The sequence below is a fragment of the Pantoea sp. R102 genome, assembly GCF_004916815.1.
Taxonomy (GTDB): domain Bacteria; phylum Pseudomonadota; class Gammaproteobacteria; order Enterobacterales; family Enterobacteriaceae; genus Pantoea; species Pantoea dispersa.
Map to the genome: position 1 here is coordinate 17,832 of NZ_SDFT01000081.1, position 21,748 is coordinate 39,579.

Here is a 21,748-nt window from a genome sequence, read left to right on the forward strand (position 1 = left end):
GAACTGGTAGCGGCGCGATCTCGCGGTGCGCATCAATGTGCACCCTGCCAAACCTGTAGGGTCGCCATTTATGGTGACCTGCCGTCAAAGAGCACAGAACTGGTAGCGGTGCGCATCAATGCGCGCCCTGCGAAACCTGTAGGGTCGCCATTTATGGTGACCTGCCGTCAAACCGCACAGAACTGGTAGCGGCGCGATTTATCGCGCAAACAGGTTATGCGGCACCTTTATGGCAATCTGCCGTGCAACCGGGCAAAAAATCGCCCCGTTCACACCGGTACGCACAAATACGCCCCCACGGCAACCGTGCCATGACCTGCACGGTCGCCATTAATGGCGACAGAAAAACCCAACGCTGCATGGACAGCAGGAGAAAACCTCATGGAAATCGCCTACTGGTTGATCGGTACACTGCTGGCGCTGTGCGTCGGTAGCTTTCTCAATGTAGTCATTTATCGCCTGTCGCAGCAGGTAATGAACCCGCAACCCGCCATTCCCCTGCTGCTGCCGCGCTCGCACTGTCCACACTGCCAGACCACGCTGCGCGCGATCGATATGCTGCCGCTGCTTAGCTGGCTGCTATTGCGCGGACGCTGTCGCTACTGCCACCACCCGGTGAGCCTGCGCTACCCGCTGACGGAACTGCTCACCGCTGCAATTAGCCTGGCGCTGGCCTGGTTGCTGCCGCCCGATAGCCGCCTGCCTGCCGCCCTGCTGCTCGCCTGGATTCTGCTGGCGCTGACCCTCATCGACATTGAGCATCTGCTGTTGCCGGACGCTCTCACCCTTTCACTGCTGTGGCTTGGCCTGCTGTTCAAAGCGCTGCACTGGCTGCCTGGAACGCTGCATGACGCGGTGTTCGGCGCAGTTGCGGGATACAGCACGCTGTGGCTAGTGGGTCAACTCTATCAGCTGATAAAAAAACGCCCCGGCCTCGGTGGCGGAGACGCCAAACTGCTGGCTGCGCTGGGTGCCTGGCTCGGCTGGGCGCTTTTACCCTTTGTGCTGTTACTGGCTTGCACAGGCGCAATTTTGTTTGTTCTGCTGGCCCGATTAGGCTGGCAACGCGAGCTGTATCACGTGCTGCCCTTTGGTCCGTGGCTGGCACTGGCGGGCATAAGTCTTTTTATTCACACGATTATTTAATCGCCTGTTCATATCGCGGCGCTAAAATAAGTGGCCAGTTTCTGTCCAACGTCCTGATTCCTATATGAAAAGAATAAACAATTCTAAACAAAATTAATCATTGTGATGTGCGTCAAAAGGCTCTATATTGGCCGCGTTTTTTGAGCCACTGATACTTTTTTGTTCAACTAGTCAATCGGCCAGCCTGTTCGAGCCCCGGTTGAAGGAGAGATATGATGACGGATAAAGTCCGTATTGATACTTTTGGTGCCAACTCATTCAACGGAAACAACGACGCATTCTTAGCCCGTCAGGCTGAGTTTGAATCAAACGTCAGGAGTTACCCGCGCAAGTTGCCTTTAGCGATTGCCAAAGCCAATGGCGTGTGGATTACGGATGTTGAAAACAAACAATATCTTGACTGTCTGGCTGGCGCAGGGACGCTGGCACTTGGTCATAACCATCCTGATGTTCTGCAGAGCATCCAAAATGTCATTACCAGCGGCTTGCCGTTACATACTCTTGATCTGACGACGCCTCTGAAAGATCAGTTCTCCGAATCTCTGCTCTCGCTGCTGCCAGGTCAGGGTAAAGAGTACTGCCTGCAGTTCACCGGTCCATCCGGTGCTGATGCCGTTGAAGCGGCGCTGAAGCTGGCGAAAAAAGTCACCGGCCGCAGCGGCGTAATCAGCTTCTCTGGCGGTTACCACGGGATGACGCACGGCGCGCTGTCCGTGACCGGCAACCTGTCGCCGAAAGAAGCGGTTGACGGCATGATGCCAGAAGTGCAGTTCATGCCTTACCCGCATCTGTACCGTTGCCCGCTGGGCCTCGGCGGGGAAGCTGGCGTGAAGGCCCTGACCTACTACTTCGAAAACCTGATCAACGACGTTGAAAGCGGCGTGCGTAAGCCTGCGGCCGTGATCCTCGAAGCGGTACAGGGTGAAGGCGGCGTGAACCCGGCGCCAGCTGAGTGGCTGCAGCGCATCCGCAAAGTGACGCAGGAACACGGCATTCTGCTGATCCTCGACGAAGTCCAGGCTGGCTTTGCCCGTACCGGTAAGTTCTTTGCCTTCGAACACGCGGGCATTGAGCCAGACATCATCGTGATGTCTAAAGCGGTGGGCGGCGGTCTGCCTCTGGCCGTGCTGGGTATCAAAAAGCAGTTTGACGCATGGTCACCTGGCCACCACACCGGTACCTTCCGCGGCAACCAGCTGGCGATGGCAACCGGTCTGGCGACGCTGAAGATCCTGACCGAGCAGAACATCGCCGGCAAAGTGGCAGAACAGGGTGAATGGCTGAAAGCCCAGCTGAACGCAATGGCGAAACGCTTCCCGGTTATTGGTCACGTACGCGGCCTCGGGATGATGATCGGTATCGAAATCGTTAAGCCACACGAGCCAGCTGACCACATGGGCAGCTTCCCGGCCGACGGCGAACTCTCTGCACTGCTGCAGAAAAAATGCTTCGAAGCCGGTCTGATTCTGGAGCGTGGCGGTCGTCATGGTGCGGTACTGCGCCTGCTGCCATCACTGCTGATCAGCAATGAAGAGCTGGCCGTGTTCCTGGATAAATTTGAGCAGGCGCTGCTGGGCGCTGGCGTCAAACCTGTTTGACTGGAAGAGTAAATGTCTGAAGTAAACCCGATTCTGGCCGCCTCGGCCCCGAGCATTGAGGCGTACCAGCAGGCGATTGCCCAGAGCAGCGCCGCGGTTGTGCAGTGGCTGCAACAGCCTGAGATGTACCAGGGCAAAACGGTTGCCGAACTGCGCGAGCGTATCACGCTCGACTTCAATCCAAACGGCCTGGGCAACCAGGCCGCGATTGAACGTGCGATTGAATATTTCCTCAAAGACAGTCTGGCGGTGCACCATCCGCAGTGCGTTGCGCACCTGCACTGTCCGAGCCTGGTGGTAAGCCAGGCGGCTGAAGTGCTGATCAACGCCACTAACCAGAGCATGGATTCGTGGGATCAGAGCCCTTCTGCCACCATTATTGAAATCAAACTGATTGAGTGGCTGCGTGCGCAGGTTGGCTATCCGGCCGGTGATGCGGGCGTGTTCACCAGCGGCGGTACGCAGAGCAACCTGATGGGCCTGATGCTGGCACGTGACGCTTTCTATGCACGTCAGGGCCATTCCGTGCAGCAGCACGGCATCACTGGCGATCTGCGCAAGATTAAAGTGCTGTGCTCAGAAAACGCCCACTTCTCGGTGCAGAAGAACATGGCGCTGCTGGGTCACGGCTATCAGTCTGTGGTGCAGGTGAAATCGGATCAGTTTGCCCGTATGGACGTGAATGACCTGAAAGCCAAACTAGCGCAGGCTGAAGCCAACGGCGAACAGATCCTGGCGATCGTCGCGACGGCAGGCACCACCGATGCCGGCGCCATCGATCCGCTGCGTGAAATCGCAGCCATCGCCGCTGAGCACAACATCTGGGTGCACGTGGATGCGGCCTGGGGCGGTGCGCTGCTGCTGTCTGAAAAGTATCGTTATTACCTGGATGGTCTGGAGCTGGTGGATTCCGTCACCCTCGACTTCCACAAACAATACTTCCAGACCATCAGCTGCGGCGCGTTCCTGCTGAAAGACGCGAGTCACTATGAGCTGATGCGTTATCAGGCGGCTTACCTGAACTCCGAGTTCGATGAAGAAGCCGGCGTGCCGAACCTGGTGTCCAAATCACTGCAGACCACGCGTCGTTTCGATGCGCTGAAACTGTGGATGGGTCTGGAAGCGCTGGGTCAGAAACAGTACGCCGCGATTATCGACCACGGCGTGAGCCTGGCACAGGACGTTGCGCAGTTCGTTGAATCTGAGCCACGTCTGGAGCTGGTAATGCAGCCACAGTTGGCCAGCGTACTGTTCCGCTATCGTCCAGAACAGCTGAGCGACAGCGCGCAGATCGCCCTGTTCAACCAGCGTATCGGCGATGCGCTGCTGGAGTCTGGCCGCGCTAACGTCGGTGTGACCGAGCATGCAGGCGTGACCTGTCTGAAGCTGACTCTGCTGAACCCGACCGTCACGCTGGAAGACATCAAGCTGCTGCTGGCGCTGGTAGAAAAAACTGCTGATCAACTGCTGAGCGCCTGATTAGGCGTGAAGTAAAAAAGCCGCTAACCGGCAACGGTTAGCGGCTTTTTTTATGGGTTACAGACTGATCGCCGCACGCTGGCTCACTGCGGAATGCGCGCAATCACCTTGATTTCAAAATCATAGCCCGCCAGCCAGTTAACGCCCACCGCCGTCCAGTTGGGATAAGGCTCATCGCCGAAGAAGCGCAGCCGTACTTCGTTCACCGTGGCGAACTGCGCTTCCGGATCGGTATGAAACGTAGTGACATCAACCACGTCATCGAAACTGCAACCGGCGGCCTTCAGCACCGCCGCGAGATTGGTAAATGCCTGATTAACCTGACGCGTGAAATCGGGCTCGGCGGTGCCATCATCCCGGCTGCCCACCTGGCCGGAAACAAACAGCAGGTCGCCGGAGCGAATCGCCGCAGAGTATTTATTGATGTTATACAACGCCTGACGGCCCGCTGGAAAAACAGCATCGCGTTTGTTCATAATCGTACTCCTGAAGATGAGAGAAGAAAGCGGGTTAGCTATGCCCGTTTTCGCTTTAACATACGCCGCGTATGTATTACTATGTTTTACATACGCGGCGTATGTCAATGCAAAATTTAAGGAACAGCGATGGCAGCCAGACGACGGGCAGACCAGGTGGAAGAGACACGCGGCAAACTGATTGCCGCTGCACGACGCGCGTTTGCGCAGAAGGGTTACAGCGAAGCGTCGATGGATGACCTCACGGCAGACGCCGGGCTGACGCGCGGTGCGCTGTATCATAATTTTGGCGACAAAAAAGGGTTATTGCAGGCGGTTATTGATCAGATCGATGGTGAGATTCTTGAGCAGATGCGCGCAGCCGGACAGCAGTATCACACTCGCTGGCACGCGTTTCTGGCGGAAGCCATTACCTATATCGAGATGTCGCTGGAGCCGGAAGTCCAGCGCATCATGCTGCTGGATGGCCCGGCGGTGCTGGGCGATCCGTCGCGCTGGCCTAATCAGACCGCCTGTCTGCGCACCACTGCCGCCATGCTGGCGGAGCTGATTGAGGAAGGTACGGTGAAACCGGTCGATACCGAAGCGGCGGCGCAGCTGGTCAACGGCGCCGCGCTCAATGCCGCGCTGTGGATTGCTGCTGCCGATGAGCCGGTTGCGGCGCTGCCGCGTGCGGTGCAGGCCTTCCGGCTGCTGGTTTCCGGGCTGCTGGTCAACCCGGCGTCGCATTGAGTTCGCGTATCCAGCTGAGAAACGCCTGCAGCGGTGCCGGGATCAGCCGGCGATCATTGTAGTACAGCCACAGGCCGGGAAAGCTGAGCCACCAGTCGGCAAGAATCGGTTGCAGACTGCCGTTGGCCAGCGCCGGCTTCAGCCAGTCCTCAAACAGATAGACCACGCCGGCACCGGCGATGGCTGTCGACACCGTCAGCTCCATCGCCGCACCGATGCTGCAAATCAGCGGCCCCTGCGGCTGTAGTGTGATGCGTTCCGCGCCGCGGCTGAACTCCCATTCGGCCGTCACCCCGGTGGCATAACGACCATACAGACAGCGATGCTGCATCAGGTCGCGCGGATGCTGCGGCGTACCGTAAGCCGCCAGATAGGCCGGCGCCGCGGCCGCGGCAAAGCGCTGCACGCGCGGACCAATCGGCAGCGCCACCATATCCTGTTCCAGATGATCGTCGTAACGGATACCGGCATCGCAGCTGTCGCGAAAAATGTCCTGCACATTACTCTCCGCCACAATCTCCAGCCGGATGTCCGGATAGCGCTGCAGAAATCCCGGCACAATCGCCGGTAATACCAGCCGCGCCGCGCTGACCGGCACGTTCAGCCGCAGCGTGCCGCCCGGCGTGTCACGGAACGTGTTCAGGGCATCCAGCGCCGCATCCACTTCGTTCATGGCGGGCAGCAGCCGTGACATCAAAGCCCGGCCCGCTTCGGTAAGCACCACCGTTCGCGTGGTGCGATTAAACAGCCGAACGCCCAGTTGCTGTTCGGCGCGCCGCACCGCATCACTCAAACGCGACGGATTGCTGCCGCTCATGCGTGCCGCCTCGCGAAACCCGCCAGCTTTTGCCACCGCCACTACCGCATGCAGCAACGCCATATCCAGCGCCATTGTGCGTCACTCCGTACAGTCTGTCCTGATTTACACGGATAGTCGCACAGCACCGTTGTGATTACAATTTAAACACTATCCGATGAAGGAGGTTTACATGTCACAGGCTACAACTACTTATACGCTGGGCGACCGTCAGGTTGCCCGTCTCGGCTACGGTGCCATGCAGCTGGCCGGTCCCGGCGTATTTGGCCCGCCGAAAGATGAAGCCCGCGCGCTACAGGTGCTGCGCGATGCCGTGGCTGCCGGTGTGAATCACATCGACACCAGTGATTTTTACGGGCCGCACATCACCAATCAGCTAATCAAAAAAGCGCTCTATCCTTACCCCAGCGATCTGCTGCTGGTGACCAAAGTGGGTGCCCGACGTGATGCCAAAGGCGGCTGGCTGCCCGCCAGCACGCCGGAGGAGCTGACGCAGGCGGTTGAAGACAACCTGCGCAATCTGGGGCTCGACGTGCTGGAGGTAGTCAATTTACGCTCGATGCTGAGCGTTCATGGGCCAGCAGAAGGATCGCTGGAGCCGCAAATCGAGGCGATGATTAAGTTGCAACAACGTGGCCTGATTCGGCACATTGGCCTGAGCAACGTGACCGCCAGTCAGGTGGCGCAGGCACAGCAGATGACGCCGATTGCCTGCGTACAGAATCTGTATAACCTCGCCAATCGTCAGGATGAGGCGCTGATCGACCAGCTGGCCGCACAGGGCATTCCCTACGTGCCGTTCTTTCCGCTCGGCGGTTTTTCGCCACTGCAGTCGGAACAGCTCAGCGCGGTGGCCAGCACGCTCAACGCCAGTACGCTGCAGGTGGCGCTCGCCTGGCTGTTGCAGCGCTCAGACAACATTCTGCTGATTCCCGGCACCTCCTCGCCGCAGCATCTGCAGCAAAATCTGGCCAGCGCGGCGCTGACGCTTAGCCCGGAGGTGATTGCACAACTGGACAGCATTGGCCGGGCGTAAGGCACACGCCGGGGCTATCCCCGCCCGGCGATGCCCGCTTCCACCAGGCAGGCTTTGAGCACACCAAACGCATCCTGGCACTGGCGCTCATCCACGCAGGCGTAACCGAGCAGCAGACCGCGTCGCTCCTGCGGATGCATATAGTATTGCGACAGCGGCCGCACCTTCACGCCGCGTCGCAGCGCCAGCGCGGCAATCGCCACATCATCACAGCCCGGGGGCAGATTCAGCACCAGATGCAGCCCGGCTTCATGATTGACCACCGGCATGAATGCCGCGCCCAGGTAGCGTTCAATCAGCGTCATCATAAAGCGCCGGCGCTGACTGTAGAGTTTGCGCATGCGGCGGATGTGCGTCATGTAGTGGCCTTTCTGGATGAATTCCGCCAGCGCGCGCTGCACCAGCAGATGGCCGCCGCGATAGAGTTCGGCCGCCGCCACGCGCAGCGGCTGCGCCAGCGCTTTCGGCACCACCAGATAGCCGAGACGCAGTGCGGGATAGAGCGTTTTACTGAAGGTGCCCATGTAGATCACTGGCGCATCTTGCTCAAAGCCCTGCAGCGACGGAAATGGCTGGCCGGCAAAGCGAAATTCGCTGTCATAGTCATCTTCCACCAGCCAGCTTTTGTGTTTGCGCGCCAGGTCGAGCAGCTGTCTGCGCCGCTCCAGACTGAGATGCACACCCAGCGGATACTGGTGTGACGGTGTCACAAAAATCATCTTCGGTGCTTTGCTGCGCGGTGTCAGCTCCGGGATAATGCCCTGTTCATCCACCGCTTTGGCCTGAATTTTTAGTCCGTTAATGCGTAACAGGTTGCGTGTGCCCCAGTAGCCTGGCTCCTCGATCCACACCGGATCGCCCGCGTCGCACAGCACGCGCGTCACCAGATCCACCGCCTGATGAATGCCTTCAGTAATGATGATTTGATCGGCGTCGGCACGCACCGAGCGCGCTACGCTGAGATATTCAGCCAGCGCCTGGCGCAGCTGCGGGCAGCCGCCGTTGCTGCTGTAAATCAGCCGCTCAATGTCAGGTTCGCGATTCAGCCGCGACTGAATCTGGCTAAATAACTTATGCGGAAACTCACGCACATCCGGCGCGCCGGGCACAAACGCGCCCCACTGATAAGGCGAGGCATTGGCGTGACCGAGCAGCGTGGCGCCGCGTTTAGAGATCGCCGCCGGTTTACTCATCAGGGGTTCACTAAGCGGCAGCGCCGGCGCGCTGTTCAGGCACCCTTCCGGCAGGTTTTCTGCAATCCAGGTGCCGCTGCCGGTGCGCGCGCTGACATATCCCTGCGCGACCAGATTCTCATAGACGTTGAGCACCGTATTACGCGACACCGCCAGCTCGCGCGCTAAATCACGCGTCGCCGGCAGGCGTGAGCCGCGCGGGAAAATGCCCTCTACAATCGCCGCCTGCATGCAGTGCAGCAGGCGCTGCTGCAGCGTGCCTTCCGCGACAAACTGTAGTCGTTCCAATACATGATCGGCGTACAAACTCCGCAATTGGCTCCATCCTTCTCAGTGAAATTGGCTCTGGCAACCGCGCTCAGTGCAGGCATAAATAAGCGTGTTTGTCGTGATTTGTAAAGACGCTTATCGCTAAGGAAAGGTTATGGAAGGTAAAAACAGCCAGTTGCAACAACGCAAAGATGACGCGCTGCCGCGCGGCACCGGTAATCTTTGTCAGTGGTATGTCGATCAGGCCGAAAACGCCACGCTACGTGACGTTGAGGGCAATAGCTGGATTGATTTCGCCGGCGGCATCGCGGTGCTCAACACCGGCCACCGTCATCCGCGCGTCGTGCAGGCCATTGCCGATCAGTTAGCAAAATTCACCCATACCGCGTTCCAGATAACGCCGTATGAGAGCTATGTGGCGCTGGCGGAACGCATCAATCAGCGGGTGCCAATTGCCGGTAAAGCCAAAACCGCCTTTTTCACCACCGGCGCTGAAGCGGTAGAGAATGCGGTTAAAGTGGCGCGCGCCGCTACCCGTCGGCACGGCATCATCACCTTCGGTAACGCCTTTCACGGCCGCACCTTCATGACCATGGCGATGACCGGCAAAGTGGCACCTTACAAGCGCGATTTTGGCCCGATGCCGGCCTCGGTGTTTCACGCCCGCTACCCTAACGCGGTCACCGGCATCAGCGTTGAGGACGCTATCGCCAGCCTGCACGATCTGTTCAGCCACGACATCGCGCCGCAGGATGTGGCCGCCATCGTACTGGAACCGGTGCAGGGTGAAGGCGGTTTCCACATCGCGCCGGCAGAGTTTCTTACGCAGCTGCGCGCGCTGGCCGATGAGCACGGCATTCTGCTGATTGCCGATGAGGTACAGAGCGGATTTGCCCGCACCGGCAAGCTGTTCGCCATGGAACACTACAGCGTGCAGCCCGATCTTATCACCATGGCGAAAAGCCTGGCGGGCGGCATGCCGCTGTCGGCGGTGAGCGGTCGCGCTGACATCATGGATGCGCCCGGTCCGGGCGGGCTGGGCGGTACTTACGCCGGCAATCCGCTGTCGATTGCCGCCGCGCATGCGGTGCTGGATGTCATCGACGAAGAACAGCTGTGCCAGCGCGCCAGCGACCTGGGCGCTACGCTGAGCGAACTGCTGCACCGCGCGCGCCGCGCTAACGCGTCGATTACCGACGTGCGTGCGCTGGGCTCAATGGTAGCCGTGGAGTTTGCCAGCGCGCAGCAGGCGCAGGCACTGCAGCAACAGGCGATGGCGCGCGGTCTGCTGCTGCTGACCTGTGGCCCGCAGGGTAACGTGATCCGCTTCCTCTATCCGCTCACCATTCCGGATACCCAGTTCCGCCAGGCGCTGGATATTCTCGACAGCCTGCTCAGCCAGCCTTAGCGTTCCACCCATTGTCCGATCGCTTGCCTGCCGCGTGCAGGCAAGTTTCACCTGCATAACAGGCGGGGTCTGCCCTGCCTGAGAGACGATCTGGAGAGATATTGATGACTGCTCAGAATGCCGATGTACTGGCACAAAGCCTGAAACCCCGCCACGTGCGCATGCTGTCAATTGCCGGTGTGATTGGCGCCGGGCTGTTCGTCGGTTCCGGCCATGCGATTGCCGAAGCCGGGCCGGCGGTGCTGCTGGCCTACATCGCCGCCGGTGCGCTGGTGGTACTGATCATGCGCATGCTGGCGGAGATGGCGGTCGCCTCACCTGACTCCGGCTCCTTCTCCACCTACGCCGACAAATCCCTTGGCCGCTGGGCTGGGTTTACCATCGGCTGGCTTTACTGGTGGTTCTGGGTACTGGTGATTCCGCTGGAGGCCAACGCCGCCGGCACCATTCTGCACGGCTGGTTCCCGCAGGTGGCGGTGTGGGAATACACGCTGGCGATCACCAGCTTCCTGACCATCAGTAACCTGTTCAGCGTGAAAAACTACGGTGAGTTTGAGTTCTGGTTCGCGCTGCTGAAAGTGGTGGCTATCGTCGCCTTTCTTTGTGCCGGCAGCCTGGCGCTGTTTGGCCTGTTGCCCGGCAGCAGCACGCAGGGTATTTCACATCTGTACGACACTCACGGCTTTATGCCTAACGGTATCAGTGCCGTGCTCGCCGCCATTCTCACCACCATGTTCTCTTTCATGGGCACGGAAATCGTCACCATTGCCGCCGCCGAATCTAACGAACCGCGCAAGCAAATCACCCACGCCACCAACTCGGTGATCTGGCGTATCGCGCTGTTTTATCTGCTGTCGATCTTTCTGGTGGTGGCGCTGGTGCCGTGGAATACGCCGTCGCTGATGAAAGCCGGATCTTACCAGACGGCGATGGAGATGATGAACGTGCCGTATGCCCGGCAGATTGTCGATGTGGTGGTGCTGATCGCGGTATGCAGCTGTCTCAATTCTGCGCTTTACACCGCGTCGCGCATGCTCTATTCCCTGTCGCGTCGTCAGGATGCGCCAGCGCCGGCCTCGCGCACCACGCGCAGCGGCACGCCATGGGTCGCAGTGCTGATGTCTACCGCCGCAGCATTTCTGGCGGTGATCGCCAACTATCTGGCGCCGAGCGCGGTGTTTGAGTTCCTGCTGGCCAGCTCCGGCGCCATTGCGCTGCTGGTTTATCTGGTCATTGCCGCTTCGCATCTGGTGCTGCGGAAAAAGCGCGAGGCGCGCGGCGAGCAGCTCAGCTATCGCATGTGGCTGTTCCCGGGTCTGACGTGGGCCACCATGGTGTTCATCGTTGGCGTACTGACGTCAATGCTGTTCAATGCGCAGCATCGTTCCGAAATTATCGCCACCGGGCTGTTAACGCTGCTGGTGCTGGTCGCCAGCCAGATAGTGCACCGCAAGCGCGCGGCGCGTAAAAACAGCGAGGAGATGGTAGCGCTGCGTTCGTAACGCTCGCCATGACGGGCACGGAAGCCCGCCGTTACTGCACATCAATACTGATCGACTCATCCGCCACGTTAATCGTCACGGTGCAGTGCGTCCACACCGGCTGCCCTTCAGTCATCTCATGTTCGATAAAGTATTGCTGAAAGTCTTTCAGCGCGGCACTGAGATCGCCAATCGCGCGCGCGTCCGGCTCGAACCAGTCCGGTTCGCCGTTTTCATCAAGGTAGTTAAACTGAAACTGCCCGCCCTCCTCATCGGCAAACAGCTCCGCCTGCACCACCAGCACCTGCGCGCCGTCGGGGCCACAGCTAAAAATGATCTGGCCAATGCGGCGATAAAGGTCTTCGTATTGCATAGTGAGAACTCCTGTAAGATGCGGGACGCGCGACAGCGCCGCGGCGGCATTCATCTTAGCCAATGTCTTGACATTATGTCTGAGGATCAGAGAATGAACGCCTGCGAATAACGGACTACAAGAAACGGAGTTTATCATAGCCTGTTCAGCGCGTTACCTCTCTGTTACCCACATTAAACGCGTCGCCCGTCTGCTGTCTGCCGTGCTGTTGCTGGCCAGCTGTGCCTCGGAGCCGCCAAAATCGCTGGTCACCCCGTTTCCGTCGCCGACTAAACCTCCTGTTCCGGCCAAACCCACAGCGCAGACTGAACCAGTGCGCGGCGTCTGGCTCACCACGGTGTCGCGCCTCGACTGGCCGCCGATATCCTCCGTCACAGCCAGCCCGGCACTGCGTATCCGCCAGCAGCAGCAGGCACTGACGGCCAAACTGGATAAGCTGCATAGTCTGGGGATCAACACGGTGTTTTTCCAGGTGAAGCCCGATGGCACCGCGCTGTGGCGTTCGCGCATCCTGCCATGGTCCGATACCCTGACCGGCAACATCGGGCAGGATCCGGGTTACGATCCGCTGCAATTTATCCTCGACGAGGCGCACAAACGCGGTATGAAGGTGCATGCGTGGTTTAATCCTTATCGCGTGTCGACCAATACCAAACCTGCCACCGTGACGGCGTTAAACAACACGCTCCAGCTGCAGCCGGCCAGCGTGTTTGTGCTGCATCGCGACTGGATCCGCACCGCCAGCGACCGCTTCGTGCTCGATCCGGGCATTCCGGCGGCGCGCGACTGGATCACCAGCATCGTGGCGGAAGTGGTGTCAAACTACGCCATTGATGGCGTTCAGTTCGATGACTATTTCTACACCGAAACCGCGGCATCGCCGCTCAATGACAGCGCCACCTTCCGCCAGTACGGCGCGGGCTTTGCCAGCAAAGCCGACTGGCGGCGGCACAATACCCAGCTGCTGATCGAACAGGTTTCCCACACGATTAAGCAGCTCAAGCCGGGCGTTGAGTTCGGCGTCAGCCCGGCGGGCGTATGGCGTAATCTGTCGCACGATGCAGCCGGCTCCGATACGCGCGGTGCGGCGGCTTATGATGAAGCTTATGCAGACACGCGCCGCTGGGTGCAGCTTGGCCTGCTGGATTACATCGCGCCGCAGTTGTACTGGCCGTTTGCCCGCCAGGCTGCGCGCTATGACGTCCTGGCGCGCTGGTGGGCCAATGTGGTACAGCCAACCCACACCCGGCTGTACATTGGCGTGGCGCTGTATAAGGTGGGTGAAGCCTCGAAAAGTGAGCCGGACTGGACGGTTCAGGGCGGCGTTCCCGAACTGAAAAAACAGCTCGATCTGAATGAATCGCTGCCGCACATCGACGGCACCATTCTGTTTCGCGAAGATTATCTTAATCAGCCGCAGACGCAGCAGGCAGTCGATTATTTACGTCAGCGCTGGGGAAAATGATTTATTCAGGCCAGCAGAGGAATACTGCTGGCCTGAAGCGTTAGCGCGGGTTATCCGGATCGAGTAATTCAATACTGCGCGGCACGCCGTTCACGCGGACTTTCAGAAAACGGCGGGTGATCCACTTCCCCACGGCATCCTGCTCCTGCCGTTCAAAAAACGGCCCACGCAGCAGCAGTTCCTTATTATTGTTGTAACCAAAGCCGACATCTTTATTGCCCACCCAGTGCTGCTCAAAGGCGACGACCGGCTGGTTATCCAGTGCCGTGGCTTCTTCCGCACTGCAGGCGGTAAAACTTTTGCGGAAAATAAAACACTGACCGGACTGATAGCGATCGCGCCCGTTGGTTTCCACCAGCGCAATTGAGAAGCCGGTATAGGCCGGAATTTTAACGTACAGTTTGGTGTGTGCGCCTTTGCCCTCAATATGCACCTTAATTACGGGTGAGGAGCCTTCGCTGTGCCAGCTGCCAATGGTGTTATCGTCGTTGCGCGCCTGCAGATAAATATGCGCCACGCCTTCCGGTGTCCGGTAGCTGTAATCGGTTTGCGTTTCCGACTGGGAAACATACTGCGCGCTGCCGACAATGCGCACGTGAATTTGTGAGGTGGCGTCGGAAAAATTAAATTCACCGACGTAAAACCATTTCGCGTCTTTGCCACGGTTATCCATGTGATGCTGCGAGGTGGTGAAGTCATAACTCAGCGATCCCTGAATGATCGCGCCGAGATCGGAAATCTCCATCACGCCACGATCGCCCTCCGCCAGCAGCGTCCAGGGCTCAATGCCCTCTTTGCTGAAGTCAAAGCCCGCGCTGTCGCGGTGCACGCTTTTCTGGATAATCATCGCGCGGCAATAGCCCATTTTCATGGGATTTTGCGTCGATTCAATCACCAGCCCTTCAATGGTCCACTGACCATTGGTGAGATCGCCGGCGAATTCGGAGTGCTCGATCCAGCCATTACGAATAAACGATTGCGTACAGCGCGGCAGATCGAATACCGGCTGTCTGGTGCTGCGCTGCAAATTAAAGTTGGAGAGTTCAATCGCGGTCGAATGATCCCAGGCGCCTTTTTCCCGATCGGACCAGCGCGCATAGACAATACTGCCCTGACAGCCACGTGAATAAAACTGGTCGATTTTACAGTCCAGCGTATCAATTAGTTCCAGCGCCCGCCCGCCGAGGTAGCGAAACTCCATACTGCTGACGCGCAGAAACTGGCCACCGATAATACTGTTGGTAAAGAAGCCGACATTATTAAACGCCGTGCCGCCGTCTTCGCCGCTATCAGAACTCATGCCTTTCACCACAAAGCCGGAGATTTCCACATAGCGTGCGCGCACGCTAAAGAAATGGGTTTTGCGCGGTTTCGGTCCCCAGTTAAATTTCAGCGTGGTGGTGGGGAAATAACCGAAGTTGACTGGCGCGCCGGAAATTTTAAAGCGGTTAATCTCTCTGTCGCTGCCCAGCACTTCCGCTAAATCAAAGCCGGACAGGCTGAACTCACCGGCGGTAAAGCGAATGCCCGCGGAGGGTAAAACACGCTGCGACCATTTAAACATGCGGATCACCGCATCAATACAATCGGTGGTGCCATCAGCTATCGCGCCAAAATCCACCACCGTGACCGCGCTATAATCTAGGACCACTCTTTTCCAGCGCTTTTTACCGGACGTCACGAAATTCAGCCCGCCGTCATCGGGCGTGCTGTTGTCGGTGGCATCGTAGACAAACACGCCGCCGCCCATCCGACTGCCACGGCTGTATTCCAGCACCGACGCAATTTCGCCAATCGAAACAGGTTCCTGTTTACGTAAATCGTCAATGGTATGTAATTGAATCACCGTCCCGGTGGCAGATGGTGTGGTAGTGCTGGTGGTGCCAGATGTATTCGCCATGGTGTTCCCCATAAATTATTAACGTAATACGACAGAGCATCAGCAGTATAAGTGATTGAAAATTAATATATTGACCTGTGCCAGTTTATACGGGAGCTTTTCAGCGGGGTGATTTGCCGGAACAGAATAACGATATGATTCCGGTAGGAAAGCGAAGCGACAAAAATACGTTTTACAGATTTATCGCAGAATAATTGTGGTAATCGCCGGTACGAACGTTCTGATTAATTTGACTTACGAAGAAGAATGGTTTGAATTATCGAAATATTTCCCGCGATCATCAGTTTAATTTTTTACGCGAGATAACGCGCCAGTGAAACTTTCCGACTGGCGCGTCGCCGTCAAAATGTCGCGTTCAGGCCAATATTCCAGCTCAGCTGATGATAGGCGCTGTTGCCGCCGATCGCTGAAACCCCGGCAAAGGCGTTGACCGTTTCACCCAGCGGCACGCTGGCCCCCAGCGACATATCCAGCCAGTTTTTATCACCGGCGCTGACGCTGCGTACAAAGCCGGTCTGCGTTGACTTCAGCCCGGCGCGCACCGCGTTCTGCGTATCGCCAAACTGGTGGTTATAACTGAGCTGCGCCCACGGATTCACCGGCCACTGTTTGCTGTCGATACGCCAGCCAAGCGCACCGATTTGCGAATGCAGGGTTTGATCGGAAAAGCGCATGGCGGTGCTGCTGTCGCCGTTTTCGCTGTAGCCCCCTGCCCGCACATAATCCAGTGCGTAGCTGGCAACCGGACCGGTAGAAAGGTGTTCGCCTATCGGCACATCCCAGCCGGTTTGCACCCGCAGCCCGAGCATTTTGCCGCTGCTGCTGCCCTGTTCGGTGCGCGTTGCCGGGCCGATATCGATGCGACGTTCGATGCTGTCAAAATCGAGATCGGCATAGTGCACATCCGCGTTGATCCAGCCCTGCTCCAGCAGCGTCAGCTGGCTATACAGCGCCAGCAAATTGCCGCGCAGCTTGTAGTCATAGTGCGCCGACGGATGCTGGTGCTGCGCGGTGCTGGACAACAGCAGACCCGCCTGCCAGTTATCCGTGAACTGATAGCCCAATCCCAGCGTCAGGCTGCCGGTATTGGCGTCACCGTTGAGCAGGCTATCGCCGCGATAATCAATATGCTGACCGGCATAGCCGCCGAACACGCTAACCTGACCGGCGCTGGCCGGCTGCTGACGCTGCTGCTGTAAATGGCCGTCGAGGGTGTTCTGCATATCACGCGACAGCATCAGCGGCGCCCGTGCCAGTGCCGCCACCTGCGCGGGTGCGTCAAGGATCGATTGAATATAGTCGGCGATCATGGCATGTACCGCCGGGCTGGGATGCAGCCGGTCGGCAAACAGATAGGCCTGCGCGTTGCTGAAACCGGGCGTTGACGAGGTGCATTCGGCGGCAGAGGTGCCAACCGGACAGGCCATCCCCAGCGTGTTGCTCAGGCCATAGCGTTGCGGATCGGCAATTACCTCGTTGAACAGGCCGGCGATGTCGGCACGCACAATGTTGCCATTCAGCGCCACCAGCCCGGCCTCTTCCTGCTGGTTATAGCCATCGGAGAGGGCCGTCACCTGCTCGCTGAGCATCTGCCAGGCCGAAAACAGCTGCTGCGCCAGCGCGGCACGCAGCGCCGGGATGGTTGACACCTGTGCGGCAGCCTGATCGAATGCATCGCGCACCGCCTGCTGGCGCGCAGCCACGTCGGGCGTGGCATGGCTGTCCAGCGAGGCAAACGCCGCGACCATCGCCGACTGCGCCGCCGGGCCCAGCACACTCAGCACCGCCTGCACCATGAAAGGCGTGGAGCCAAGCTGCGGCACGTTTGGCACGATTACCGCCCCCGCACCGGCATCCAGCAGGGTTTTGATTTGCGACACCGCCGCGCTGGCGCTGTTGCTGATGGTCTCGCGCGCGGTAAGCGGATTGGTCACCGCCGCCGCGATATCGTTAGCGCCCACCCAGTGAATGTACAGTCCGTTGCTATCTGCGCGGCCGCCGGTGGATTGCAGATAAGCAGCCAGCTGGTCTTGCGTATTGAGGCTGGCATCCAGCGCCGGCACGGTAACGCCGCCGCCCTGTGCATAGTTGCTGCCACCGCGCGACGACGGCTGCAGCGTTTGCCCGAGCTGTGCGGCGAGGATCTCGTCATACAATGGATGTTGCGCGCCATCATAAGTAAAGCGCCCGACATTACCGCCATCGCTCAGGCTATCGCCGAAAACCGTCAGGTTATCCCACGCCAGGGCGCTAAACGGCACATACAGGCAACTCAATGTGGCAAACGCGACCGCCGATCGCGCCAGGTTGCGACTCTTCATCATTCACTCCGAATCAGGCCAGAGCTCATGTCTGGCCGCTAAAGGTGCCGGCGCGTCAGGATGCCGGCGCGCAGGCTGAAAACCGCTTAAGCAGCGGAAAGGACAGTGATAACAAGGATGCTTAAGGTGTAGTCAGGCAGGCGCGCCTTTACCAGGCAGAGAGCGGAAATTTGCGGGGTAGATCGGCACGTCAGGGATTGCGGACTGGTAATCGCAGCGTGAGGAACGGTGCTTTGAGTGACGAAGCGGCGGCGTTAACTGAAGACGAAATAATTTCGATTGTTGCAGCCTGGTAATCCAGCGCCGACAGGGCTGCTGGAAAGCTTTCAATAGCACCCGAACCAGGAACAGAATTTACCTCGAACAAAGGGTTTTTCTGCCGCGCTGTTTCCTGCCGCCCGCGATCTTATCACACGAACCATTGCACTGGTGCCTCGGCCGGAAAGGCAGAGCGATGTGATCCGACTGACACCAATGTCGAAGCAGAAGATTATTTCTGAGATGATGGATAACGTGATGGATAAACGGAGTAGCTAACAGGCGCGGAACTGAGGTGCGCCAACACCCCAGCCTGCTAACCACAACCAACTATAAGAGGTAGTTAATCATGGCTGAGAACGATACTAAGCCACAAGTGAGCATTTCCAAAGCGTTACGGCAGGCTGAATGCGATTCTAAAGCAGAACCCCGCGCAACTGCAGTAAACGAACCCCAACGGCATTACACCCTCGGCTACACTCCCAATGGCATGAAGGGCAACCCGCTGTCGCAACTCATGCTGAAGGGCTGCTGGGTCGAAGATCTGGCCTTTAACACCGAACAGTCCGTTCTCGTCACCGTCGAGCGCGAGCGGCTGGTGATTGAGACTGAACTGCGGTTCTGACTGGCAGGCAAAAAATCCCGGCCTTTTTTAGGGCCAGGATTTTTGTTATAGAATTATTTGGCTGGCTTTTTTCGGTCCTTACGTTCTTCTAGCGTGACCTTTATCCATATTCCAACACCTAAAATAAGGCCTCCAACATATCCTGATTCACAAAAGGATGAAAAAACGTCCTGCCAACTGAATGAAAAAAAATCTTTTTTGAAATATACAATTAATGATGCAAGAAGTACTACTGCCGTATCAGCAACTAAAAACAAAGCCAAGCAGCATAATATCAACTTAGATAATGTAATAAGGTTATTTTTTAGCATTCGCATCATCCTTTTTATCGAGAAGATCTTTTACAGCATTTCCTGTTTTCTCACTGATGTAACCCCCGATAACTGTACCTGTTAAATCAGATATAGCATCTTTTCCTAGTTTTGAGGCGGCTCCTTTTATTACTTCACCTCCGAGACCACCAATAACAGTACCCGCTCCAGCACCTGCAACAGCGTTTGTTGGTTCTTCCCCCTTAATGCTACTGCCAATTGCTGTGCCGCCCATATTGATAGGTGTTGAAGCTATAATACCTTTACCCGTCGTTGCTGCCGCTGTTACCCCTGCCATAATCACATCCACATAACTGAACGGATCTTTTCCGGCAAGCTGAACGCCAGCATTAACTCCCACACCGATTGCTGTATTAGCAGCCATACCTTTCACCGTAAGCCCCAGCACACTGCTTCCAAACATAAACGGCGCATCGCCTATGCTGGCATTCGACTTGTGATAGCCCCAGGTATTCATAATACTCTGAGCTTTAGACATGGCTTCAGAATCAGGTGTACGTTTAACGTAATCCTGCCCGGACAGCAGACCTTTAACCAGTTCCTGTGAGACAGCGGGGCCGTATTCCTTCTCCATCTCAGATGCATAAACCCGCAGATAACCAGCCAGTTCAGCACGTTCAGTACCACTCATCTGAGAAGGGTCTTTGGTAAATTTAGAAACCAGCGCATCACTGCGTTTGTCAGCATTTTCCAGCTTAATAAGCTCATTAGCAGTAGCTAATGTTTTATCGCCGTTATTAATTTTCTCAATGGCTTTGTTGAGTTTGTCTGAAGATGTTGAACCGAGGAAATTATTCTCAACCGCATTCTTCCCTGCCTGAGCGCCGGCCAGCGCACTGGCGCTACTGCCGCCGGTCACGCCGCCTGCCAGACCTGCAGCCAGGGTACTCAGTGCACTGATGATCTGCTTATCCGACTCCTGCAGGTCACTGACCTGTTTACCCGGATATATCGAATGCATGATCAACTGACCCATCAGCTCTCCGCTGACCGCACCGGTCGCGCCTGCTGCCGCGCTGTTTCCTGCTGCCCGCGATCTTATCACACGAACCACTGAACGGGTGCCTCGGCTGGAAAGGCAGATCGATGAGATCCGACAGATGCCAATGACGAAGCAGAAGTTTATTTCCGAGATGCTGGATAACGTGATGGGTAAACGGAGCAGCTAACAGGCGCGGAACTGAGGTGCTCTAATACCCCAGCCCGCTGACCGCAAGCAATTAACGAGGAGTTGATTATGGCTGGCACGCATCACTAGCCAGAGGCCGACACGCCCACAACTAAATCAAGACGTTATACCGTGGGATTTATCCGCGATCACCTGAAGCACTGGCCTTCACCATCGATCACCCTGCGCGGCCACTGGATGGCCGAGCTGGGATTTGATATCGGGCAGAAGGTCGAGGTGATAACCACGCCGGAACAGATGATCATCCGCCCGGCGGTTGACTAATAATGTAAAAATCCCGGCTCGGTGGCCGGGATTTTATCTGATTAAGATATTTTCAGTTCTTCCGTTGCTTCCGCCAGGATTTGCAAAAAACTGCTTAGACTAAATTTCATTGCATTCTGTTCAGCAAGTATCCTGGCATCTGAGAAAAACTCTATTTCTATATTGTCAGGGCCTTTATCTTTGTTTAGTTGGCAAAGAATCTGATCTTTGTAAGAGATCTCCGCTGTAATTTCTTCATATTTAGAATCACTGAATAAAGTTAATTCAAAATCATTGTTCATATATTTATCTCGGCTTTTTAGGATCTAAGAAACCAGAAAATGAGCCATCTGAGTTATAACGCACACCTCTGCCATCAGGCAACCTATATTCCACGCCACCTCTGGAAAGTTCTGTTTTTATAGTACTTTTATTATTCAGCACTTCATTTACAAACTGATTCGCTGCTTTACTTTTCTGTGTTGGATTGCCTTTTAAAGGTTCAAAAACACCACCAGGTCTACCTGCGTATTTTTCCCATGCTCTGGCCGCAGCGGATAAACCTTGTTCGTTAATTGGCTCGTTCGCAGACGAAATAAGATCATCTTTCTTGAAACGGTCAAAATTATTATTTGAACCGTTTTCCTTATCTCGCGCATTTTCCTCATCCTGTGGCTCCCAACCGCCAGGCGTTCCGGACCCCTTTCCACCCAATTCGGCTTTATCAGCATCCGAAAAATCTTTGCCAATATTTGGTTGGTTCTGTTCTTCGCCATTTTCCGAAGAACAAGCTCGTCCGAAGGAGCACTGCGTTGCCTTGTCCAGCGCATCACCCAGATCTTTAATTGTACCTTCAAGACCTGAAGCTATTTTCTTATCTGCATCCTGTTTAACCTGGTCGCCGGGACCAACAGGCACACCCGGAACAGGAACTGGAGGCGCAGGGATAGTCAGCGCATTATTCTCCACCGCATTCTTCCCTGCCTGAGCGCCGGCCAGCGCACTGGCGCTGCTGCCGCCGGTCACGCCGCCTGCCAGACCTGCAGCCAGGGTACTCAGTGCACTGATGATCTGTTTATCCGACTCCTGCAGGTCACTGACCTGTTTACCCGGATACATCGAATGCACGATCAACTGACCCATCAGCTCTCCGCTGACCGCACCGGTCGCGCCTGCTGCCGCGCTGTTGCCTGCCGCCCGCGATCTTATCATTCTAACAACTGCACGGTGCCGCGGCTGGAAAGGCAGATCGATGCGATCAGGCAACTGCTAATGACGAGGCAGAAGTTTGTGGCTGAGATGCTGGACGATGTGATTGGTTAAACAGAGTAGATATCCGGCGCGGAGCTGAGGTGCGCCAACACCCCAACCCGCTAACCTGCTAACCTGCTAACCCGCTAACCCGC

19 protein-coding genes and 2 pseudogenes are annotated in these 21,748 nt (G+C 57.0%); 11 read left to right on the forward strand and 10 right to left on the reverse strand.

The annotated features are described in order from the left end of the window. The first annotated feature begins 381 nt into the window (after positions 1-381). The 3 genes from ERD80_RS09865 (at position 382) to ERD80_RS09875 (ending at position 4,223) form a co-directional block, all read left to right on the forward strand. Complete coding sequence (locus ERD80_RS09865; RefSeq protein WP_136546732.1) at positions 382-1,146, forward strand: A24 family peptidase; 765 nt, start codon at positions 382-384, stop codon at positions 1,144-1,146. A gap of 215 nt (positions 1,147-1,361) precedes the next feature. Continuing rightward, the gene (locus ERD80_RS09870; RefSeq protein WP_021509096.1) at positions 1,362-2,744 is read left to right on the forward strand and encodes a diaminobutyrate--2-oxoglutarate transaminase; all 1,383 of its coding nucleotides are present in this window, start codon (positions 1,362-1,364) and stop codon (positions 2,742-2,744) included. A 12-nt stretch (positions 2,745-2,756) separates the two neighbouring features. Beyond that, positions 2,757-4,223 carry an aspartate aminotransferase family protein gene (locus ERD80_RS09875; protein WP_136546734.1) on the forward strand — a complete coding sequence of 489 codons (1,467 nt, stop codon included), beginning with the start codon at positions 2,757-2,759 and terminating at the stop codon, positions 4,221-4,223. An 83-nt stretch (positions 4,224-4,306) separates the two neighbouring features. Here ERD80_RS09875 and ERD80_RS09880 read toward each other — a convergent pair whose 3' ends face one another. Continuing rightward, positions 4,307-4,699 carry a RidA family protein gene (locus ERD80_RS09880; protein WP_058770208.1) on the reverse strand — a complete coding sequence of 131 codons (393 nt, stop codon included), beginning with the start codon at positions 4,697-4,699 and terminating at the stop codon, positions 4,307-4,309. Positions 4,700-4,828: 129 nt separating this feature from the next. Between ERD80_RS09880 and ERD80_RS09885 the strand changes: the two genes are divergently transcribed. Beyond that, the gene (locus ERD80_RS09885; RefSeq protein ID WP_132463926.1) at positions 4,829-5,431 is read left to right on the forward strand and encodes a TetR/AcrR family transcriptional regulator; all 603 of its coding nucleotides are present in this window, start codon (positions 4,829-4,831) and stop codon (positions 5,429-5,431) included. Here the strand turns inward: ERD80_RS09885 and ERD80_RS09890 are convergent. Further along, entirely contained in the window at positions 5,412-6,323 is a 912-nt protein-coding gene (locus ERD80_RS09890) for a LysR substrate-binding domain-containing protein (protein WP_021509092.1), read from the reverse strand. The two genes, ERD80_RS09885 and ERD80_RS09890, sit on opposite strands and share 20 nt — an antisense overlap. Positions 6,324-6,420: 97 nt before the next feature. Here ERD80_RS09890 and ERD80_RS09895 point away from each other — a divergent pair, with 97 nt between their 5' ends. After that, a complete protein-coding gene (locus ERD80_RS09895) occupies positions 6,421-7,284 on the forward strand; it encodes an aldo/keto reductase family oxidoreductase (RefSeq protein WP_059011227.1) in 864 nt (287 codons plus the stop codon). A gap of 14 nt (positions 7,285-7,298) precedes the next feature. On the opposite strand, the gene ERD80_RS09900 is transcribed toward ERD80_RS09895, so the two are convergent. Next, positions 7,299-8,792: a PLP-dependent aminotransferase family protein gene (locus ERD80_RS09900; RefSeq protein WP_211145579.1), complete on the reverse strand. Its 1,494-nt coding sequence runs from the start codon at positions 8,790-8,792 to the stop codon at positions 7,299-7,301. A 109-nt stretch (positions 8,793-8,901) separates the two neighbouring features. On the opposite strand from ERD80_RS09900, the gene gabT reads away from it, so the two are divergent. Together gabT and gabP are read left to right on the forward strand one after the other, a co-directional pair. Next, on the forward strand, positions 8,902-10,155 hold the full coding sequence (gene gabT, locus ERD80_RS09905; RefSeq protein WP_136546736.1) for a 4-aminobutyrate--2-oxoglutarate transaminase: 1,254 nt from the start codon (positions 8,902-8,904) through the stop codon (positions 10,153-10,155). A gap of 98 nt (positions 10,156-10,253) precedes the next feature. Continuing rightward, positions 10,254-11,657 (forward strand): GABA permease, encoded by a 1,404-nt coding sequence (gene gabP / locus ERD80_RS09910; protein ID WP_248295850.1) that lies wholly within the window; start codon positions 10,254-10,256, stop codon positions 11,655-11,657. 31 nt (positions 11,658-11,688) lie between these two features. On the opposite strand, the gene ERD80_RS09915 is transcribed toward gabP, so the two are convergent. Beyond that, a complete protein-coding gene (locus ERD80_RS09915) occupies positions 11,689-12,009 on the reverse strand; it encodes a hypothetical protein (RefSeq protein ID WP_058759124.1) in 321 nt (106 codons plus the stop codon). A 172-nt stretch (positions 12,010-12,181) separates the two neighbouring features. Between ERD80_RS09915 and ERD80_RS09920 the strand changes: the two genes are divergently transcribed. Beyond that, positions 12,182-13,474 (forward strand): glycoside hydrolase family 10 protein, encoded by a 1,293-nt coding sequence (locus ERD80_RS09920; RefSeq protein ID WP_058759123.1) that lies wholly within the window; start codon positions 12,182-12,184, stop codon positions 13,472-13,474. 40 nt (positions 13,475-13,514) lie between these two features. Here the strand turns inward: ERD80_RS09920 and ERD80_RS09925 are convergent, their stop codons facing one another. Then, the gene (locus tag ERD80_RS09925) at positions 13,515-15,374 is read right to left on the reverse strand and encodes a hypothetical protein (protein ID WP_136546740.1); all 1,860 of its coding nucleotides are present in this window, start codon (positions 15,372-15,374) and stop codon (positions 13,515-13,517) included. Between the two features lie 341 nt (positions 15,375-15,715). Beyond that, positions 15,716-17,695: an autotransporter domain-containing protein gene (locus ERD80_RS09930; RefSeq protein WP_136546752.1), complete on the reverse strand. Its 1,980-nt coding sequence runs from the start codon at positions 17,693-17,695 to the stop codon at positions 15,716-15,718. A 607-nt stretch (positions 17,696-18,302) separates the two neighbouring features. Here ERD80_RS09930 and ERD80_RS09935 point away from each other — a divergent pair. Further along, the gene (locus ERD80_RS09935; RefSeq protein WP_136546742.1) at positions 18,303-18,578 is read left to right on the forward strand and encodes a SymE family type I addiction module toxin; all 276 of its coding nucleotides are present in this window, start codon (positions 18,303-18,305) and stop codon (positions 18,576-18,578) included. Between the two features lie 53 nt (positions 18,579-18,631). Here ERD80_RS09935 and ERD80_RS09940 read toward each other — a convergent pair whose 3' ends face one another. Then, complete coding sequence (locus tag ERD80_RS09940; RefSeq protein ID WP_072208602.1) at positions 18,632-18,889, reverse strand: hypothetical protein; 258 nt, start codon at positions 18,887-18,889, stop codon at positions 18,632-18,634. After that, positions 18,876-19,946, reverse strand: a pseudogene (locus tag ERD80_RS09945) (VENN motif pre-toxin domain-containing protein); the annotation flags it as partial. The gene ERD80_RS09940 and the pseudogene ERD80_RS09945, both read right to left, overlap by 14 nt. A gap of 31 nt (positions 19,947-19,977) precedes the next feature. On the opposite strand from ERD80_RS09945, the pseudogene ERD80_RS22855 reads away from it, so the two are divergent. Further along, positions 19,978-20,079, forward strand: a pseudogene (locus tag ERD80_RS22855) (transcriptional regulator); the annotation flags it as partial. A 131-nt stretch (positions 20,080-20,210) separates the two neighbouring features. Further along, positions 20,211-20,363, forward strand: a complete 153-nt coding sequence (locus ERD80_RS09955) for a SymE family type I addiction module toxin (RefSeq protein WP_072208603.1) — start codon at positions 20,211-20,213, stop codon at positions 20,361-20,363. Positions 20,364-20,404: 41 nt separating this feature from the next. Here ERD80_RS09955 and ERD80_RS09960 read toward each other — a convergent pair whose 3' ends face one another. Then, positions 20,405-20,644 (reverse strand): hypothetical protein, encoded by a 240-nt coding sequence (locus tag ERD80_RS09960; RefSeq protein ID WP_058776382.1) that lies wholly within the window; start codon positions 20,642-20,644, stop codon positions 20,405-20,407. Between the two features lie 4 nt (positions 20,645-20,648). Continuing rightward, positions 20,649-21,485 (reverse strand): VENN motif pre-toxin domain-containing protein, encoded by an 837-nt coding sequence (locus ERD80_RS09965; RefSeq protein ID WP_168926264.1) that lies wholly within the window; start codon positions 21,483-21,485, stop codon positions 20,649-20,651. Between the last annotated feature and the right edge of the window lie 263 nt (positions 21,486-21,748).

Excerpts from the sequence above, each read along its gene's own strand:
- ERD80_RS09915 (WP_058759124.1), bottom strand. The coding sequence starts at position 12,009 with ATGCAATACGAAGACCTTTATCGCCGCATTGGCCAGATCATTTTTAGC.
- ERD80_RS09965 (WP_168926264.1), bottom strand. The coding sequence starts at position 21,485 with ATGGGTCAGTTGATCGTGCATTCGATGTATCCGGGTAAACAGGTCAGT.
- ERD80_RS09885 (WP_132463926.1), top strand. The coding sequence starts at position 4,829 with ATGGCAGCCAGACGACGGGCAGACCAGGTGGAAGAGACACGCGGCAAA.
- ERD80_RS09925 (WP_136546740.1), bottom strand. The coding sequence starts at position 15,374 with ATGGCGAATACATCTGGCACCACCAGCACTACCACACCATCTGCCACC.
- ERD80_RS09880 (WP_058770208.1), bottom strand. The coding sequence starts at position 4,699 with ATGAACAAACGCGATGCTGTTTTTCCAGCGGGCCGTCAGGCGTTGTAT.
- ERD80_RS09960 (WP_058776382.1), bottom strand. The coding sequence starts at position 20,644 with ATGAACAATGATTTTGAATTAACTTTATTCAGTGATTCTAAATATGAA.
- ERD80_RS09930 (WP_136546752.1), bottom strand. The coding sequence starts at position 17,695 with ATGAAGAGTCGCAACCTGGCGCGATCGGCGGTCGCGTTTGCCACATTG.
- ERD80_RS09875 (WP_136546734.1), top strand. The coding sequence starts at position 2,757 with ATGTCTGAAGTAAACCCGATTCTGGCCGCCTCGGCCCCGAGCATTGAG.
- ERD80_RS09870 (WP_021509096.1), top strand. The coding sequence starts at position 1,362 with ATGACGGATAAAGTCCGTATTGATACTTTTGGTGCCAACTCATTCAAC.
- ERD80_RS09890 (WP_021509092.1), bottom strand. The coding sequence starts at position 6,323 with ATGGCGCTGGATATGGCGTTGCTGCATGCGGTAGTGGCGGTGGCAAAA.
- ERD80_RS09865 (WP_136546732.1), top strand. The coding sequence starts at position 382 with ATGGAAATCGCCTACTGGTTGATCGGTACACTGCTGGCGCTGTGCGTC.
- ERD80_RS09895 (WP_059011227.1), top strand. The coding sequence starts at position 6,421 with ATGTCACAGGCTACAACTACTTATACGCTGGGCGACCGTCAGGTTGCC.
- ERD80_RS09940 (WP_072208602.1), bottom strand. The coding sequence starts at position 18,889 with ATGCTAAAAAATAACCTTATTACATTATCTAAGTTGATATTATGCTGC.
- ERD80_RS09935 (WP_136546742.1), top strand. The coding sequence starts at position 18,303 with ATGGCTGAGAACGATACTAAGCCACAAGTGAGCATTTCCAAAGCGTTA.
- gabT (WP_136546736.1), top strand. The coding sequence starts at position 8,902 with ATGGAAGGTAAAAACAGCCAGTTGCAACAACGCAAAGATGACGCGCTG.